The sequence below is a fragment of the Roseateles hydrophilus genome (assembly GCF_026712245.1).
Classification (GTDB): Bacteria; Pseudomonadota; Gammaproteobacteria; order Burkholderiales; family Burkholderiaceae_C; genus Pelomonas; species Pelomonas hydrophilus.
Genome location: NZ_JAPPUY010000006.1, coordinates 212720 through 229861, shown reverse-complemented (window position 1 = coordinate 229861; position 17142 = coordinate 212720). Strand labels below are relative to the sequence as shown.

The window sequence follows — 17142 nt, the reverse complement described above, 5'->3', positions numbered from 1 at the left end:
TGCGCGGCGGCCGCAAAATGCATCGTCCGCCGGCCGCTTTTCACCGGATTTGCACCCTCAAGTCCTGGGACAGTGGCTTTTGCAAGCTTTCGCCCTTTCGTCGCCGGACCTCCCGGTTCCGCCACGCAACCTCGTCAGGCCCGTCACCATGCTCAACGGCAAGTCCATCCTCATCACTGGCGCCACAGGCTCGTTCGGCAAGGCCTTTGTCGACACGGTGTTCCAGCGCTACCCGGACGTGCGCCGTGTCGTGGTGTTCTCGCGCGACGAGCTCAAGCAATTCGAGATGTCGCAGCGCTTTGGCGAACGCGCCTACCCTGCCATCCGTTACTTCCTCGGCGATGTGCGCGACGCGCCGCGCGTGCGCCGCGCGCTGGAAGGTGTGGACATCGTCATCCACGCCGCCGCGCTCAAGCAGGTGCCGGCCGCCGAGTACAACCCCTTCGAGTGCATCAAGACCAACATCCTCGGGGCGCAGAACCTCATCGAGGGCTGCATGGACAACGAGGTGGAGCGCGTCGTGGCGCTGTCCACCGACAAGGCCGCCGCACCCATCAACCTGTACGGCGCCACCAAGCTGTGCTCGGACAAGCTGTTCATCGCGGCCAACAACATCCGCGGCTCGCGCCCGACGCGCTACTCGGTGGTGCGCTACGGCAACGTGATGGGCAGCCGCGGCTCGGTCATCCCCTTCTTCCTGGACAAGCGCGGCAGCGGCGTGCTGCCGATCACCGACCCGCAGATGACCCGCTTCAACATCTCGCTGCAGGACGGCGTGGAGATGGTGCTGTGGGCGCTGCAGCACGCGCAGGGCGGCGAGATCTTCGTGCCCAAGATCCCGTCCTACCGCATCACCGACGTCGCACAGGCCGTGGCGCCGGAGTGCCGCCAGGAGATCGTCGGCGTGCGCCCCGGCGAGAAAATCCACGAGGAAATGATCACCGCCGGTGACAGCTACCAGACCGTGGACCTGGGCGACTACTACGCCATCCTGCCCGCCGGCAGCGATATCGACGACTACTGCCGCACCACCCGCGCCAGCCGCGTGCCCGCCGGCTTTGCCTACGACAGCGGCAGCAACAGCGAGTTCCTCAGCGTGGAGCAGCTGCGCGAGCTGATCCGCACGCACATGCCCGAAGCGCGCCTCTGACATGAGCCTGCGCCCCCTGCCCTACAGCCGCCAGCACATCGATGACGACGACATCGCCGCCGTCACGGCCGTGCTGCGCTCGGACTTCCTGACCCAGGGCCAGCAGTTGCCGGCCTTCGAGGCCGAGTTCGCCGCCGTCCACCAGCTGCCGCATGCGCTGGCGGTCGGCAACGCGACGCAGGCGCTGCACATCGCCTGCCTGGCGCTGGGCGTGGGCCCGGGCAGCCGGGTCTGGACCTGCACCAACAGCTTCCTCGCCTCCGCCAACTGCGCGCGCTACTGCGGCGCCGAGGTGGACTTCGTCGACATCGACCCCGCCACGCGCCAGATCAGCACGGCCGGCCTCGCCGCCAAGCTGGAGGCCGCCGCTGCCGCTGGCACGCTGCCGCAGGTCGTCATCCCGGTCGACTTCGCCGGCCTGCCCTGCGACTGGCCGGCGCTGCGTGCGCTGGCGGATAGCTACGGCTTCCAGCTGCTGCAGGACGGCTCCCATGCCACCGGCGCCACGCTGCACGGTCGGCCCATGGGCTCGGACTGGGCCGACATCAGCGTGTTCAGCTTCCACGCCGTCAAGGTGGTGACCACGGCCGAGGGCGGCATGGTCTGCACCCGCAACGCGGCGCTGGCCCGCACGATGGACCGGCTGCGCTCGCACGGCATGGTGCGTGACCCCGCCCAGATGCTCACCCCGGCAGACGGCCCGTGGCGCTACGAGCAGCAGACGCTGGGCTACAACTACCGCATGACCGAGCTGCAGGCCGCGCTCGGCCGCTCGCAGCTGCGCCGCCTGCCCGACATGCAGGCCCGCCGCGAGGCGCTGGCTCAGCGCTACGACCGCATCCTGCGCGAGCTGCCACTGACCCTGCCGCCGCGGCGCGACGGCGCGCAATCGGCCTGGCATCTCTACGCCGTCGAGCTGCACGACGCGACACGCCGCCTGGCCGTGTTCGAAGGCCTGCGCGCGCGCGGCATCGGCGTGCAGGTGCACTACATCCCCATCCACACCCAGCCCTACTACCAGGCGCTGGGCTTCAAGCGGGGCGACTTTCCGGCGGCCGAGGACTACTACGCCCGCACCATCTCGCTGCCGCTGTTCCCGGCCATGACCGACGCCGACCAGGATCGCGTCGTCGCCGCCCTGCGCGAACTGCTGGCCGGCTGACATGCAGCTCGCACTCGGCACCGTCCAGTTCGGCCTGGCCTATGGCGCCGTGGGCAGCGGCCACATGGTGGCGCCCGACACGGCCGCCGCCATCCTGGACGCCGCCTGGCAGGCCGGCGTGCGCTGCCTGGACACGGCTGCCGCCTACGGCGACATCGAGGCGCGGCTGGCCGCGCTGTGCGGGCCGCACCCGTTTCGCATCATCAGCAAGATCGCGCCGCTGGGTGCCATCCCGGCCGCCGAGCGCGCGGACGCGGTGCGGGCCAGCGTGCAGCGCTCCATCGCCCGCCTGGGTGACCGGCTGGATGGCCTGCTCTTCCACAGCGTCGCCGACCTGGAGGCCGAAGGCGGCGATGCGCTGTGGGCCGCGGCCCGCGCAGCGCTGCGCCAGGCCGGGCGGCCGCTGAAACTGGGCGTATCCGGCTACGCGCCCGAGGAACTGCAGCGGCTGCGCCAACGGCTGGATGTCGAGCTGGCCCAGCTGCCCGGCAACGCGCTGGACCAGCGCCTGACCGCGGGTCACGACTTCAGCGGCATTGAGCTGCACCTGCGCTCGGCCTTCCTGCAGGGCCTGCTGCTAGCGCCCGAGCGCGGCGCCCAGCGCGTTCCCGCCGCCGCCCCCGCGCTGGCCCGCTGGCGCCAGCACTGCGATGCCGCCGGCCTCGCGCCGGTGGAGGCGGCACTCGGTGTGGCGCAAGGCCTGCCCGGCGTGGCGGCCTGCGTCGTCGGTGTGGAGACCGTCGCCCAGTTCCAGGAGATTGCCGGCGCCTGGGCCCGCAGCCGGCCGCTGCACTGGCCCGAAGTGGCCAGCCCCGAGCCCGACGCCTGGGACCCGCGCCGCTGGCCAGCGGGCTGATCCACCCGTACGGCGCTGCATCGCAGCAAAACGGCGAGCTTTCGCCGTCAAATCCCGGCGCCTGCCCTGGCGAGCGCGGACATACTGGCCTTCCCGCCACTGTGTGTCTGCCATGAACGTCGTTGCCATCATCCAGGCCCGCATGAGTTCCACGCGCTTGCCCGGCAAGGTGCTGATGCCGCTGGCCGGCCGGCCCGTGCTGGCCCACGTGGTGGAGCGGGTTCGGCATGCCCGCCGCGTGAACGCGGTCGTCGTGGCCACGTCCACCGACGCCAGCGACGACGCCATCCAGGCGTGGTGCAAAGCAGCCGGCGTGGCCTGCTGGCGCGGCAGCCTGCACGACGTGCTGGATCGCTACCACCAGGCCGCCCAGGCCCACCAGGCCGACGCCATCGTGCGCATCACCGCCGACTGCCCGGCGCTGGATCCTGCCATCGTCGACGAGGTGGTGGACGCCTTCATCACCGGCGGCTACGACTTCTGCGGTCTGGCCGGCGAGTTCCCCGACGGGCTGGACTGCACCGTGTTCGCGGCCAGCGCCATCGCCCGCGCGCACCGCGAGGCGCAGCTGCCGTCCGAGCGCGAACATGTCGGCCCCTACATCGAGCACCACCCGGAGTGGTTCAAGAACGGCGCCGTGCGCAAGTTCACCGGCCTGGCTCACCACCGCTGGACGCTGGACGAGCCGCGCGACTACGAATTCCTGCAGGCCGTGTTCTCGCGCCTGTACCGCGACGGCGCCCCGCCCTTCGGCGCGGCCGACGTGCTGGCGCTGCTGGCACGCGAGCCCGGCCTCATGAGCCTGAACGCCGACATCACCCGCAATGCGGGCTACCTGAAATCCCTGCAAGCCGACAAGCTCCACCACCATGCTCAGCCTTGACGACCTGAAGCACAGCCGCGGCGCGGCGCTGTACCGCCACGCCAAGGAAATGATCCCGGGCGGCACGCAGCTGCTGTCCAAGCGGCCCGAGATGTTCGCGCCCGACGTCTGGCCGTCCTACTACAGCAAGGCCAAGGGCTGCCGCGTGTGGGACCTGGACGGCCGCGAGTTCATCGACATGTCCATCATGGCCGTCGGTGCCTGCATCCTCGGCTATGCCGACGACGAGGTGGACGACGCCGTTGTGACGGCCATCCGCAGCGGCGTCAACAGCTCGCTGAACTGCCCCGAGGAAGTGGAACTGGCCGAGGCGCTGATCGAGCTGCATCCCTGGGCCGGCATGGTGCGCTACGCGCGCAGCGGCGGCGAGGCCATGAGCATGGCCGTGCGCATCGCGCGCGCGCAGACCCGACGCGACATCGTGCTGTTCAGCGGCTACCACGGCTGGAACGACTGGTACCTGGCCGCCAACCTCGGCGAGACCGACGGCCTGGACGGCCAGCTCATGCCGGGCCTGCAGCCCAACGGGGTGCCGCGCGGCCTGGCCGGCACAGCCATCCCCTTCCACTTCAACGACATCGATTCGCTGCGCGACACGATCAAGGGCAAGGAAAAGCAGATCGCCGCCATCGTCATCGAGCCCGCGCGCGGCGAGGAGGCGCCGGGCGAGTACCTGCGCAAGCTGCGCGAGATCGCGGACGAGATCGGCGCCGTGCTCGTGTTCGACGAGATCACCAGCGGCTACCGCATGTGCGCCGGCGGCATCCACCGCCGCTATGGCATCAATCCCGACATCGCGGTGTTCGCCAAGTCCATGGCCAACGGCTACGCGATGGCCGCCGTGCTGGGCACGGAGCGCGTCATGCAGGCCGCGCAGACCACCTTCATCTCCAGCACCAACTGGACCGACCGCGTCGGGCCCACGGCCGCGCTGGCGACGTTGCGCAAGTACCGGCGCGAACGCGCCGAAGAGCGGCTCATCGCCCTGGGCAACCAGACCAAGGCCATCTGGGCCGCCGCGGCCGCCAAGGCCGGCCTGGCCATCAATGTGTCCGGCCTGCCCACGCTGGCGGCCTTCGGCTTCCAGCATCCGCAGGCCGTGGCCCTGAACACCCGCTTCACCATCGAGATGCTGCAGCGCGGCTTCCTGGGCTTCCGGCAGTTCAAGGCCTCGCTGGCCCACGGCGACACCGAGATGAGCGCTTACGCCCAGGCCTGCGACGAGGTGTTCGCACGGCTGGCCGCGCTGCCCGCCGACGCCCTGCTGGAGACGCCGCCGCACCACGCCGGCTTCCAGCGCCTGACCAAGGAGTGACGCCATGAACGCGCACAGCCCTCAAGCCGTGCAGCAGTCCTGGCAGGACGCTGCCGGCCGCGTGCACGCCGGCCCGGTGCACGAGACCGTCGGCGACTTCAGTGTCGTGGACTGCGCCTGCTGCGGCTTCAAGCACGTGCTGCCCCTGCCCACGCCGGAGCAGCTGCGCGAGGTCTACGCCCACGACTACTACACGCAGGAGAAGCCCGCCTACATCGAGCACTACCTGCAGGACAAGCCCTGGTGGGACGCCGTCTACGCCGAGCGCTACCAGCGCCTGGAAGGCTGGCTGCCCGCCACGCGGCGCCGCCTGCTGGACGTGGGCTCGGGCCCGGGCCTGTTCCTGCTCAACGGCCGCGAGCGCGGCTGGCAGGTGCGCGGCATCGAGCCCTCGGCACAGGCCGCCGCGCACAGCCGCGACAGCCTCGGCCTGGACGTGCAGGAAGGCTTCCTGGATGAGCACAGCGTGGGCGCGCTGGGCCGCTACGACGCGCTGAACCTCGGCGAGGTGCTGGAACACCTGCCCGACCCGGCCGGCATGCTGGGCCTGGCGCACCGCCTGCTGGATGACGACGGCGTGCTGTGCACCGTCGTGCCCAACGACTTCAACCCGGTGCAACAGCTGCTGCGCGAACAGCAGGGCTTCAAGCCCTGGTGGGTCGCCCCGCCGCATCACCTGAACTACTTCGACCACGCCTCGCTGTCCGCGCTCGTCGCGCGCTGCGGCTTCGAGGTGCTGCATGTCGAGTCCACCTTCCCCATCGACCTGTTCCTGCTGATGGGCCAGAACTACATCGGCAACGACACGCTGGGCCGCCAGGTGCATGGCCAGCGCAAGCAGCTGGAGCAGGCGCTGCTGGGCGGCGGCGCGGGCGAGCTCAAAGCCCGTCTGTACAAGGCGTTCGCCGACTGCGGCATCGGGCGCGAGGTCGTCCTGTTTGCCCGCAAGAAGTGCCAGAGAATGCGCCCGCCGGCCGAGACGCCCCAACCTCAGGAACACCCCTCAACGTGAAGACGATTCTTCTGCTCGGCGCCGGCCAGGAACAGGCCCTCGCCATCGAGCAAGCCCGAGCGCTGGGCTACCGCACCGTCGCCTGCGACGGCTCCGCCTCCGCCCCCGGGCTGGCACTGGCCGACGTGGGCCGGGTCTGCGACATCCGGGATGTCGCGGCGCTGCTGCCCATCGCGCGCGCGGAGCGCATTGACGGCGTGTTCTGCCATGCGGTCGAGATCCCCGAGGTGGTGGCCGCCGTGGCCCGCGAACTGGGTCTGCCGGGGCTGGCGCCCGAGACGGCGCACCGCTGCACCGACAAGCATGCGCGCATCGAGGCCCTGCAGCGCGCCGGCATCCCGGTGGCCGGTTTCGCGGCCGTGAAGTCGGCGGGCGAACTGCAACGGGTGGCGCGCGAGTTCGGCTTCCCGCTGGTGCTCAAGCCGGTGGACAACGCCGGCTCGCGCGGCGTGTGCCGCGTCGACACCGAGGCCCAGCTGCTGCCGGCTTACGACGACGCGATGCGCTACACCGGCAACCCCGAGGTGCTGGTGGAGCGCGTGCTGCGCGGCCCGCAGATCTCCACCGAGTCGGTGGTGCACGGCGGGCGCATCCACACCTTCGCGTTCGCCGACCGCAACTACGAGCGCGAGGACTTCTACGCGCCCTACTTCATCGAGAACGGCATCAACTTCCCGAGCCGGCTGCCGCAGGCCGACCAGGACGCCGTGCTGGCGCTGGTTGAGCGCACCATTGCCGCGCTGGGCATCGACTTCGGCGCCGCCAAGGGCGACCTCATCCTGCACGAGGGCCGGCCGCATGTCATCGAGATGGCCTGCCGCACGTCCGGCGGCTGGTTTGGCGCCGGCAGCATCCCGGCTGCCACCGGCGTCAACGCCATCAAGCCGCTGCTGCAGATGGCCGTGGGCGACGCGCCCGACATCGACGCGCTGACGCCCCGCCATCAGCTGGGCTGCGCGCAGCGCTACTGGATCCCGCAGGGCGACGCGGTGTTCCGCGCCGCCGGCAACTTCGACGCCGTGCGCGCCATGCCCGGCGTGCAGATGTTCAACACCTTCTTTCCCACCCCGGGCACCCGCCTGCACAAGGCGCAGAACCACGCACAGCGCCACGCGCAGGTGATCTGCACGGCCGCCACGCGCGAGGAAGCCATCGCGCGCGCCGAGGCCGCGATCGCCGCCATCGACGTGGTGCTGGAGACCGCATGAAACGCATCGAACACGATGGCCAGCCGCTCAACCTCGTGTTGATCGGCAGCGGCCACTACATGACCGGCCAGACCACGCTGTCCGGCCGCAAGGCCACCGACAAGGACTTCGGCGTGCTGCTGCCCAGCGCCCTGCACCTGCGCGAGCGCGGCTGGGTGGGGCGCATCGCGCTGTGCGGCCAGAACGGCGACAAGCTGCAGACCATCCGCGAACGCATCGCGCACTGGGGCACCGACCCCGGCATCGACGCCAGCTTCGAGGCCTACCCCGGCCCGGGCCAAATGGACAGCGGCGCCTACCTGCGCGCGCTGGACGAGATGCCGCGCCCCTGCGCGGCCGTCATCGCCGTGCCCGACGAACTGCACGCGGAGGTCATGCTGGCCTGCGCCGCGCGCAACATCCCCTTCCTCATCGTCAAACCCGCCGTCACCCGGCTGGCAGACCTGCACCGCGTGCTGGACCACCTGCCCGACGATCTGCTCGCGATGGTGGACTATCACAAGGTCTACGACGAGGCCAACCTGCTGCTGCTGGACGACCTGCGCCAGGGCCTCTACGGCCGCGTGCACCATGTGTCGTCGCTGATGAGCCAGCGCCGCGACATGATCGAGATCTACGGCCGTTGGCTACAGCGCAACCCGCGCTGCAACATCAACCATTACCTGGGCTCGCACTACATCCACATGACCGGCTTCCTGACGGGCGCCGAGCCGCTGGACGTGCGCGCGACGCAGCAGTTCGGCTTCATCCGCGAGCACCACGGGCTGGAGGTGGCCGACACCATCCAGACCCAGATCCGCTGGCGCGCGACCGACGGCCACGAGTTCGTCAGCTACCACGTGGCCGGCTGGGCCGACCCGTCGCAGACTGAGTCCATGACCTACCAGGAAATGCACCTGCTGACCGAGAACGGCCATGTGTTCTCCGACCAGCGCTACCGCGGCACCCGCCGCGTGCTGGCCGGCCCGGGCATGCAGGCGCCCAACCCGCATTTCTTCAACCTGTCGCGCGCGCTGACGGGCGGCTGGAACCTGGAAACCAAGTACGGCTACCAGAGCGTGCGCGCCTTCGTGGAGCTGGCCCTGGCCGGCGGCGGCGCCAGCGCGGGCATGCACCTGCCGACGCTGGCCGAGTCCGAGCGCGTGACCGGCATCCTGGAGGCCGCCGACCTCAGCCTGGCCAACGGCTCCGCCGTCGTCGCGCTGCAGCGCGAGGCTGGCCGCCTGCAGGTGCAGCACTGAGCGCCTGACGCTCGCACATCAAGGAAGCGTGATGGTCAAGTTCATCGCCGAAGTCTCTAGCAACCACAGCCGCGACATCGAGCGCTGCTACCGCTTCATCGAGGCCTCGGCCCAGGCGGGCTGCGAGGCGGTCAAGTTCCAGCTGTTCCGCATCGACCAGCTGTTCGCCCCGGAGATCCTCGCCAAGTCCGAGACCCACCGCCGCCGCCGCCAGTGGGAGCTGCCGCTGGAGTTCCTGCCGCTGCTGGCCCAGCGCTCGCGCGACTGCGGCATCGAGTTCTCCTGCACGCCCTTCTATCTGGAGGCGGTGGCGGAGCTGGAGCCGCACGTGGACTTCTACAAGATCGCCTCCTACGAGCTGCTGTGGGACGAGCTGCTGGCCGCCTGCGCGGCCACGGGCAAGCCGGTCGTGCTGTCCACCGGCATGGCGACCATGGACGAAATCCTGCATGCCGTCGACGTGCTCAAGCGCAACGGCTGCGCCGCGCCCACGCTGCTGCACTGCACCTCGGCCTACCCCACGCCCTACCAGGACGCCAACCTCGCCGCCATCGACACCCTGCGCCAGGCCACCGGCTGCGAGGTGGGCTGGTCGGACCACACCGTCGAGCCCGGCGTCATCCACCGCGCTATCCACCGCTACGACGCCCGCGTCGTCGAGTTCCACATCGACCTGGACCGCCAGGGCGAGGAGTACGCCGCCGGCCACTGCTGGCTGCCGGAACAGATCGGCCGCGTCATCACCGACGTCGCCCACGCACTGGGCGCGGATGGCGACGGCGTCAAGGCGCCGGTGCCGTCGGAGCTGCCCGACCGCCTGTGGCGCGCCGACCCGTCGGACGGCCTGCGCCCGTTCAAGGTGCTGCGCCAGACCTGGCAGCCCGCCTGAGTGGCCGCCCGGCTGCTGCTGGCCTGCCACGCCGGACCGGGCGTGGGGCTGGGCCACCTGACGCGCTGCCTGGTGGCCGCACGCGCCTTGCGGCGCAGTCTGGGCGCAAGCGTGCAACTGCTGGTGCAGGGCGAGCCGCTCGCGCGGGATGACCTGGCCGCGTTCCCGCACCGCTTCCTGCCGGCCGATGCCGACCTCGGCGCCGCGCTGGACGCGCACTGCCAGGCCGAGGCCATCGACGTGCTGCTGCTGGACCTGCAGCCGCAGCGCGTGCCGCCCGGGCTGGCCCAGCACCTGCGCGACTGGCGCGCCGCCGGCCGGCGCATCGTGGCCATCGACGGCCTGCTGGCCTGGCGGCCGCTGCTGGACCTGATCTTCCTGCCGGCCTACCGCTTCGAGCCGCCCGCCGGCCTGGCCGACGGCGCGCCCATTCTGTTCGGGTGGGACTGCCTGCTGCTGGACCCGCTCCCCGCCACACCCCCGCGCCCGCCCGGCCGCAACGTGCTGGCGCTCACCGGCGGCAGCGACGCCACCGGCCTGGGCCGCCACTGGCCCGCCGCGCTGGACGCCGCGCTGCCGGCCGATGCCCGCCTGCACTGGGTCACGGGGCCGTTCTCCGCAGCGCCCGCGCTGCCCGCTGCGCCGCGCCTGGCCGCCGTCGTCGAGCACCACGCACCGGCCGGGCTCGGCCCGCTGATGGCTGCGGCCGATTTCGCCGTCACGGTCTTCGGCGTCAGCTGCTTCGAGCTGCTGCAGCGCGGCGTGCCCACCGTCGTGTTCTCGCCTTACGGTCGCAAGGACGACGCCGAGCTCGCCGGCATCGCCGCGCTGGACATCGCCCTCGTGGCCTGCGACGAGCACGACGCCACCCGTCAGCTCGCCGCGCTGATGCAAGACCCGGCACGCGCCGCCGCGCTGTCGCGCAACGCGCGCCGCCAGCTCCATACTCCCGGCGGCGAGCGGCTGGCTCGCGCCCTCCAGGACCTGCTGCCCTGACCATGCCCCAAGGCTATCTGCTGTTCCACCTGAACCTGGCGTTCTCGTCCATCAAGACAGAGCTGCGGCCGCAGGTCATCGAGAAGTGTTACTGGCCGCTGCTGCGGCTGGCCGAGACGCGGACGCTGCCCGTGGGCATCGAGCTGACCGGCTGGACGCTGACGCAGATCGCCGCGCTGGACCCGGCCTGGGTGACCAAGTTCGCCGCGCTGCTGAAGGCCGGCCGCTGCGAACTCGTCGGCAGCGGCTGGACACAGATGATCGGCCCGCTGGCCGCGCCCGAGGCCAACCGCTGGAACCAGCGCCTGGGCCTGCAGGCCTACCGCGAGCTGCTGGACGTGACGCCCGCCATCGTGCTGGTCAACGAGATGGCCTATTCCACCGGCATGGTGGACATCTATGCCGAGGCAGGCTATCAGGGCCTGGTGATGGACCGCGACAACGTGCGGCTGGCGCTGGGCCTGGCCGGTGCGCCGCTAAGCGCCACGCCCACCCACGCGCTGGGCTGCGGCGAGCCGGCGCAGGCCACGGCGCTGCCGGTGCTGTGGGGCGACTCCATCCTGTTCCAGAGCCTGCAACGCGTCGTGCATGGCGACAAGCCCATGGCCGAGTACCTCGCCTATGTCGCGCGCCGCGCCGAGCGCGACGGCACGGTGCTGCCGATCTACTGCAACGACGCCGAGATCTTCGACTTCCGGCCCGGCCGCTTCACCACCGAGGCCGTGCTGACGGGCGACAGCGAATGGGACAAGCTCGCCCAGCTGTGCGACCGGCTGGAGGCCGACCTGGGCCTGCAGTGGCTCAGCCCGTCGGCTGCGCTGGCGGCAGTGCAGGCCAGCCTGCCGCGCCAGGCCCGTGTGCTGTCGTCCGTGGCCCACCCCATCCCGGTCAAGAAACAGGCCAAGTACAACATCAACCGCTGGGCGGTGACGGGCCGAGACGACCTCGCGCTGAACAGCGACTGCCACCGCCTGTGCGCGGCGCTGCTGGCCGCCGGCAACGCAGTGCCCGAGGACTGGCGCACGCTGTGCGAACTGTGGGCCAGCGACCTGCGCACCCACATCACCGAGCCGCGCTGGGCGCAGGCCCAGGAGCGCCGCCAGGCCTTGCTGCAACGCCTGGGCCGGCACGAGGCGCCAGCCGCCGAAGCGACCATCAACTGGCAGCCGCTGGCCGCCTTCACGCCCCCGGCCGGCGTGACGCTGGGCAGCGACGACTCCGGCATCCTGCTGACGCTGCGCACGGCCCACACGGCACTGACGCTGAACCAGCGCCGCGGCCTGACGCTGCAGTCGCTGGCCTTTGCGGCCCAGGGCTGGCGCTCGGTGATCGGCACGCTGGCCCAGGGGCATTTCGACAGCATCGAGCTGGGCGCAGACTTCTACTCCGGCGGCGTGCTGCTGGAGTCACCCGTCAACCGGGCGCGGCTGACCGACCTGGAATGGGTACAGCCCGAGGCCGCGCTGCTCGACGGCGAGCTGCTGCTGCGCGCCCGGCTGCCGTTCGCGGGCGGCGTGCTGGAGAAGCGCCTGGCGGTCTCGCTGCAGACGGCTGCGCTGCGGCTGGGCTATCACTTCGAGGGCGTCGAGCGGCCGCTGGGCAGCCTGCGCGTGGGCGTGCTGACGCTGCTGCACGAGCACCTGGCCGAGCCGCTGACGCTGCACTGCCGCCAGGGCGGCGCCGAGGAGCACTTCACGCTGGACCGGCCAGCCAGCCATGCGGTGGCCGCGTCCACGCTGGTGTCCAGCACGGCGGCCTTCGGCGCCACCGACGGCCGGCTGCGGCTGACCGACGCACGCGGCCCGGTGCTGACGCTGCAATGGGACCCGGCGCGCTGCGCCGCCGCGCCCATGCTGACGCACCAGGACACCAGCCCCACGCCGTTCACGCGCATCAAGTTCTCGCTTGCCGAGCTGGACGACACGACGCGGCCGGGTGGCACGCTGCGGGACTTCGACCTGACGTTGACACCGGGCTGAGCGGCAGCTCAGCCGACCAGCCAGTCGCGCAGCGGCCGGGCGCCGGCCTGGGCGTCGCGTGCGCGCTGCTGCTGCGTGCGCAGGAACTCATGCAGGCAGGCCGGGTTGGCGGCCATCACGCGCAGCCGGTCCATCAGCTCAACCGGATGCATGCGCGGCGCCACGGCGCGGTCGACGATCTTCCACTCGTCGCTGGCCAGCGGCCGGATCTCAGCCTGCAGGACGCCCACGCCCGCGCGCAGCACCTCGTGCAGGCCGGATGTCGGCATGTCGTAGCCCAGCAGCAGGTCGCAGCCGGCCGCGAAGTCCACCAGCGAGCCCTGGGTGTCGGCCAGCAGCGGCTCCAGCGGCAGCGCCAGGCGCTGCGCCAGCATCTGCAGCGGCGTCTCGGCCAGGCGGGCACGCAGGCGCGGCTGCAGGCCCAGTGCCCGGCAGCCGGCCAGCAACTCGGCCAGGCCAGCGGCATAGTCCTCGAAGCTCAGCAGGCTCACGCCGTTGGCGCTCAGCCCGTTGAGCACCACGCCCACCGTCTTCAGCGCAGCGGGCGGCGGCGGCGGCTCGGGCCAGCCGCCCGGGTAAGCCAGCCGCCCGGCCGGCAGCTGGCGGCCGCCGAAGTCCAGGCAGGGCCCGTCCTGCAGGCCGTGGTGCAGGCACAGCGCGTCCAGCCCGTCGATGTTGAACACCGGCTGGTTGAACACCTTGGAATGCGGCACCAGCGTGACCGGGATGGCGTGACTGGCCGCAAAGCTCAGCAGCGCGCCGTGGATGGTGGCGTCGTGGTTGGAGAGCAGCAGGCGGCGCGGCAGGCGGCCGGCGAAGTGCTGCGCCAGCCAAAAGCACAGCAGCGCCTGGGCCTCCAGCGCCTGCCACAGCGCGGTGACCTGCGTGTCGCGAAAGCCCTTGTGCGTGATGACCGGCTGCAGGTGCTCGCGCAGCACGTCGCAGACCGGCCCGGCCAGTGCGTCCAGCGCCGCCAGCCGCTCGGGCGGCAGCAGGCCGCGCACCTCGCGGGCGTCCACCAGGCCGGTGGCGGGCAGGCCCTCCAGCGGCACGTCGTACACCTCGGCGCTGAGCAGGCCACAGCGCAGCCCGCTGGCGAGGATCTCCTCGCTGAAGTGAGCGGCGTCATGGAAGCAGGTTGGCAGATGGGCCAGCAGCTGCACATCCGCTGGCAACTGCCGCAGGTCGGGCAGTTGCCCGCCGTCCAGCGACGGCACGTCGACCAGGTAGGCCGCGTGCGGCTTGCCGCGCGCGACCAGCTGCTCCAGCAGCATCAGCCCCGGCACGAAGGAATGGCCGCCGTACCGGTGCGGCTGGCGCGGCAGGATCACATGCCAGCGTTCGGGCTCGTGCGCCGCCAGCACCTGCTGCCACACGCCGCGGTAGCCCAGCGCCGTCCAGAACAGCTGCTGGTAGCGATGCGTGGACCAGGGCACCTGGCGGCTGCCCGGCACCAGCTGCGCCAGCCACGGCGCCAGCGCCTGGCCCAGCGCCCGCGCCCGCGTCAGCGCCTCGGCCAGCGCGCCGCGGGCCACGGCCGCATCGACGCGCGTGAAGACCTGCGGCTCGGGCAGCGGATGGCTGATCACGCGGCCGCACAGCAAGGGGTCGGCCACCAGCAGCTCGGCCTGCTGCTGCTCGCGCAGCGCGGCGGCGCTGGGCAGGTCCAGCCGGTGGGTGACGGCAATCAGCCCGGCCATCGCGTGCCCTCGCAGCGCTGCGGCGCCGCGCGCCGGCTTTCATGGCTCACTGGCCGCAACACCGTTCCCCCACAAGCTGCCATCTTCTGCGCACCCGCCGTCGCGGCGAGCGTCCTCAACGCAGCGCCGCCATCACACCCGGCCCCAGAGACCACAGCATGGCCAGCGCCTGCTGGGCCTCGAACAGCGTGCTGAGCTGGGCCACGCGCAGGGAATAGTAGTCGGCCTCGGCGCCCATCACGTCGAACAGCGAGCGCCGCCCCATCTGCTGCCACTGCACCAGCGTCGCGGCACGCAGGCGTTCGCTGCTGCGCAGGATCTCGACGATGCGGCGCGAGCGTTCCAGCGCCGCCTCGGCAGAGCCGTGCAGGTCGCTCATCTGGTAGACCTTGGCGTTGAGCGCGTCGCGCACCTGCGCTTCGGCGGCCGCGGCGCGCTTGGCGGCGGCCTGCTCGGCGGCGTTCTGGCCAGGCTGCAGCAAGGGCACGGTCAGGCTCACGCCGGCATTCCATTCGCCGGCCTTGGTGCCGCGGTTGGTGGCAGTGGCGACCGTCGCCCCACCCAGGTTGACCTGCGGCTTGCTCTGCGCGCTGACGCTTTCGGCGTAGCGGCGCTGCGCCCGCGAGTTGGCCTGCAGCGAGAGCATGTCGGGCGACTGCGCCGCCGCGAGCTTGAGCGACTCGATGTCGGGCAGCTGGTTCAGCACGGTGGCATAGCTGGCGCTGGGCGGCAGCTCGTCGCCGACCAGGCGCTTGAGGCGGAACTCGGTGGAGCGCAGCGCACTGACCGTTTGCTCCATGGACAGCTCGGCCGTCATCTGGCTTTTCTGCGCCTGGATCAGCTCGCTGGCCCGGCCCTTGTCGACCTTGACGATGCCCTCCAGCGCCTCGACCAGGCAGGCCATGCGGCGCATGTACTGGCGGTAGATCTGGGCCTGCAGCAGCAGCCGGCCGCGGTCCAGCGAATGGTTGACGACCTGGATCGCGATCTGCTGCTCGGCGCTGAACAGGCCCTGGCGCGAGGCTTCGGCCAGTTGCCCGCGCCAGGCGCTGGTGTAGGCCGCGCGGCCGGCATCCCACAACGGCATGCTGAAGCCCAGCGACAGTTGGGACTGCAGTTGCTGGCGGTGCTGGCCGCCGGCATGCTGGCCGGCCGCGGCGCCGCTGACGGTGGCGTTGACGCTGGGCCGGTAGGCCTCGCTGGCCTGCACCCAGTCCTCACGCGCCGCCTGCGCCAGCAGCGTGGCCGAGCCGATCTGCTCGCTGCGCTGCAGCGCGGTCTCCACCAGCGAGACCAGCTGGCCGCGCGGGTCGGTGGACGAGATGGACAGGTCCACGCCCTTGGCGCGATCACTGACGACCGTCGCATCGTCGTCGACACAGCGCACCTGCGCGGCGACGGGCGCAGCGATGCCGCAGGCCAGGGCCAGCAGCAGGAGGCGGTGGAAGGCGGGCATGGGTCGGATACGGCAATGAGACGTCAGCCCTCACTAGACCATGCGCGGTGCGGCGCTGAAGCCGCGAGAAGCGGGGCTGCGCCGGGCTACTTCGCGCCGGGCGGCGGCCGCCTCAGCGCTCGCGCAGCGCTTCCTGCGAGCGCATCAGCGGCCGCAGCAGGTAGCTCAGCACGGTGCGCTCGCCGGTCTTGATCTCGACCGTGGCGCTCATGCCCGGAATGACCGGCAGCGGCTGGCCGTTGCGCTGCAGGTTGTTGCGCTCGGCGCGCAGCAGGGCGCGGTAGTAGCGCGCGTCGCCGGCTGCGTTCGGCTTGTCGTTGTCGCCCAGCGTGTCGGCGCTGATGACCTCGATCTTGCCCTCCAGCCCGCCGTGCACGTTGTAGTCATAGCCGGTGATCTTCATGATGGCGCGCTGGCCGATCTGGATGAAGCCCACCTCGCTGGGCGGGATGCGCGCCTCGATCAGCACCGTGGGGCCCAGCGGCACGATCTCCATGATGGGCGCCCCGCTGGTGACCACGCCGCCCAGCGTCGTGATGCGGATGTTCTTGACGATGCCGTGCACCGGCGAGCGCAGCACCGTGCGCTTCATCGCGTCCTGGCGCACCACCTGCTGCTCCTCCAGCGCGGCCAGTTCGTTTTCCTGGCGCGTCAGCTCCTGGCTGGCTTCCTGGCGGAAGCGGCTCACCCGCTCCTGGCGCTGCTGGCGCAGGTCGTTGATCTGGCGGTTCACGCGCATGACCTCCACCTCGGACATCAGCCCCTTGGCCGACAGGTCCTGCGCCACCTTCAGCTCGCGAGCCAGCAGGCCGACGCTGCGGTCCAGGCTGGACACGGCCTCGTCCAGCAGGCGCTGCCGGGCCTCGAAGGCCTGCCGCTCAAGCGCCACGGCCTCGGAGGTCGTCGGCAGGTCTGCCGGCAACTCGAACTTGCTGCCATAGGCCTCGGCCCGCAGTCGCGCGATCGCCACCCGCATCGCCGTGCGGCGCAGCACGCCCTCGTTCTCCTGGGCTTCCACGCGGGTCGGGTCCAGCCGCGCCAGCTCCTGGCCGGCCTGCACCTCCTCGCCCTCGCGCACCTTGAGTTCTGCCAGCAGGCCGCTGTCCAGGCTGGCGATGACCTGCTCGCGCGCCTCGGGCACCACGCGGCCCTGCACGCGGCTGACCTGGTCCACCTCCGCGATGCTGGCCCAGGCGATGGCCGCCACCAGGGCAGCCGCCAGCAGGTAGAGCGCCCACATCGAGCGCGGCAGCGGCTCGTCGGCGAGCGCGCTGGCCAGCGCGCTGGTGAACATG

General features: G+C 71.5%; 14 protein-coding genes. 11 read left to right on the top strand and 3 right to left on the bottom strand.

Annotation, left to right across the window (positions count from 1 at the left end; translation table 11 throughout):
- Positions 1 to 148: 148 nt before the first annotated feature.
- From pseB to NYO99_RS20650, 11 genes are all read left to right on the top strand, one after another.
- Positions 149 to 1150 carry a UDP-N-acetylglucosamine 4,6-dehydratase (inverting) gene (gene pseB, locus NYO99_RS20700; protein ID WP_268169198.1) on the top strand — a complete coding sequence of 334 codons (1002 nt, stop codon included), beginning with the start codon at positions 149 to 151 and terminating at the stop codon, positions 1148 to 1150.
- A 1-nt stretch (position 1151) separates the two neighbouring features.
- The gene (gene pseC / locus NYO99_RS20695) at positions 1152 to 2312 is read left to right on the top strand and encodes a UDP-4-amino-4,6-dideoxy-N-acetyl-beta-L-altrosamine transaminase (protein ID WP_268169197.1); all 1161 of its coding nucleotides are present in this window, start codon (positions 1152 to 1154) and stop codon (positions 2310 to 2312) included.
- A 1-nt stretch (position 2313) separates the two neighbouring features.
- Positions 2314 to 3168, top strand: a complete 855-nt coding sequence (locus NYO99_RS20690) for an aldo/keto reductase (RefSeq protein WP_268169196.1) — start codon at positions 2314 to 2316, stop codon at positions 3166 to 3168.
- 112 nt (positions 3169 to 3280) lie between these two features.
- Positions 3281 to 4051 carry a glycosyltransferase family protein gene (locus tag NYO99_RS20685; RefSeq protein ID WP_268169195.1) on the top strand — a complete coding sequence of 257 codons (771 nt, stop codon included), beginning with the start codon at positions 3281 to 3283 and terminating at the stop codon, positions 4049 to 4051.
- Positions 4038 to 5366, top strand: coding sequence for an aminotransferase class III-fold pyridoxal phosphate-dependent enzyme (locus tag NYO99_RS20680; protein WP_268169194.1), 1329 nt, complete (start codon positions 4038 to 4040; stop codon positions 5364 to 5366). The genes NYO99_RS20685 and NYO99_RS20680 overlap by 14 nt, the downstream gene beginning before the upstream one ends.
- A 4-nt stretch (positions 5367 to 5370) precedes the next feature.
- On the top strand, positions 5371 to 6378 hold the full coding sequence (locus NYO99_RS20675; RefSeq protein ID WP_268169193.1) for a class I SAM-dependent methyltransferase: 1008 nt from the start codon (positions 5371 to 5373) through the stop codon (positions 6376 to 6378).
- Complete coding sequence (locus NYO99_RS20670) at positions 6375 to 7586, top strand: ATP-grasp domain-containing protein (protein ID WP_268169192.1); 1212 nt, start codon at positions 6375 to 6377, stop codon at positions 7584 to 7586. The genes NYO99_RS20675 and NYO99_RS20670 overlap by 4 nt, the downstream gene beginning before the upstream one ends.
- Positions 7583 to 8827 (top strand): Gfo/Idh/MocA family oxidoreductase, encoded by a 1245-nt coding sequence (locus tag NYO99_RS20665; protein ID WP_268169191.1) that lies wholly within the window; start codon positions 7583 to 7585, stop codon positions 8825 to 8827. Before NYO99_RS20670 ends, NYO99_RS20665 begins: the two co-directional genes overlap by 4 nt.
- 31 nt (positions 8828 to 8858) lie before the next feature.
- Entirely contained in the window at positions 8859 to 9716 is an 858-nt protein-coding gene (locus NYO99_RS20660; RefSeq protein ID WP_268169190.1) for an N-acetylneuraminate synthase family protein, read from the top strand.
- Positions 9717 to 10712 (top strand): hypothetical protein, encoded by a 996-nt coding sequence (locus NYO99_RS20655; RefSeq protein ID WP_268169189.1) that lies wholly within the window; start codon positions 9717 to 9719, stop codon positions 10710 to 10712.
- A gap of 2 nt (positions 10713 to 10714) precedes the next feature.
- Positions 10715 to 12691, top strand: a complete 1977-nt coding sequence (locus NYO99_RS20650; RefSeq protein ID WP_268169188.1) for a hypothetical protein — start codon at positions 10715 to 10717, stop codon at positions 12689 to 12691.
- A gap of 8 nt (positions 12692 to 12699) precedes the next feature.
- Here NYO99_RS20650 and NYO99_RS20645 read toward each other — a convergent pair whose 3' ends face one another.
- From NYO99_RS20645 to NYO99_RS20635, 3 genes are all read right to left on the bottom strand, one after another.
- On the bottom strand, positions 12700 to 14391 hold the full coding sequence (locus NYO99_RS20645; RefSeq protein ID WP_268169187.1) for a hypothetical protein: 1692 nt from the start codon (positions 14389 to 14391) through the stop codon (positions 12700 to 12702).
- Positions 14392 to 14506: 115 nt separating this feature from the next.
- A complete protein-coding gene (locus NYO99_RS20640; protein WP_268169186.1) occupies positions 14507 to 15847 on the bottom strand; it encodes a TolC family protein in 1341 nt (446 codons plus the stop codon).
- 112 nt (positions 15848 to 15959) lie between these two features.
- Positions 15960 to 17141, bottom strand: coding sequence for an HlyD family type I secretion periplasmic adaptor subunit (locus NYO99_RS20635; RefSeq protein ID WP_268169185.1), 1182 nt, complete (start codon positions 17139 to 17141; stop codon positions 15960 to 15962).
- Position 17142: the final 1 nt, after the last annotated feature.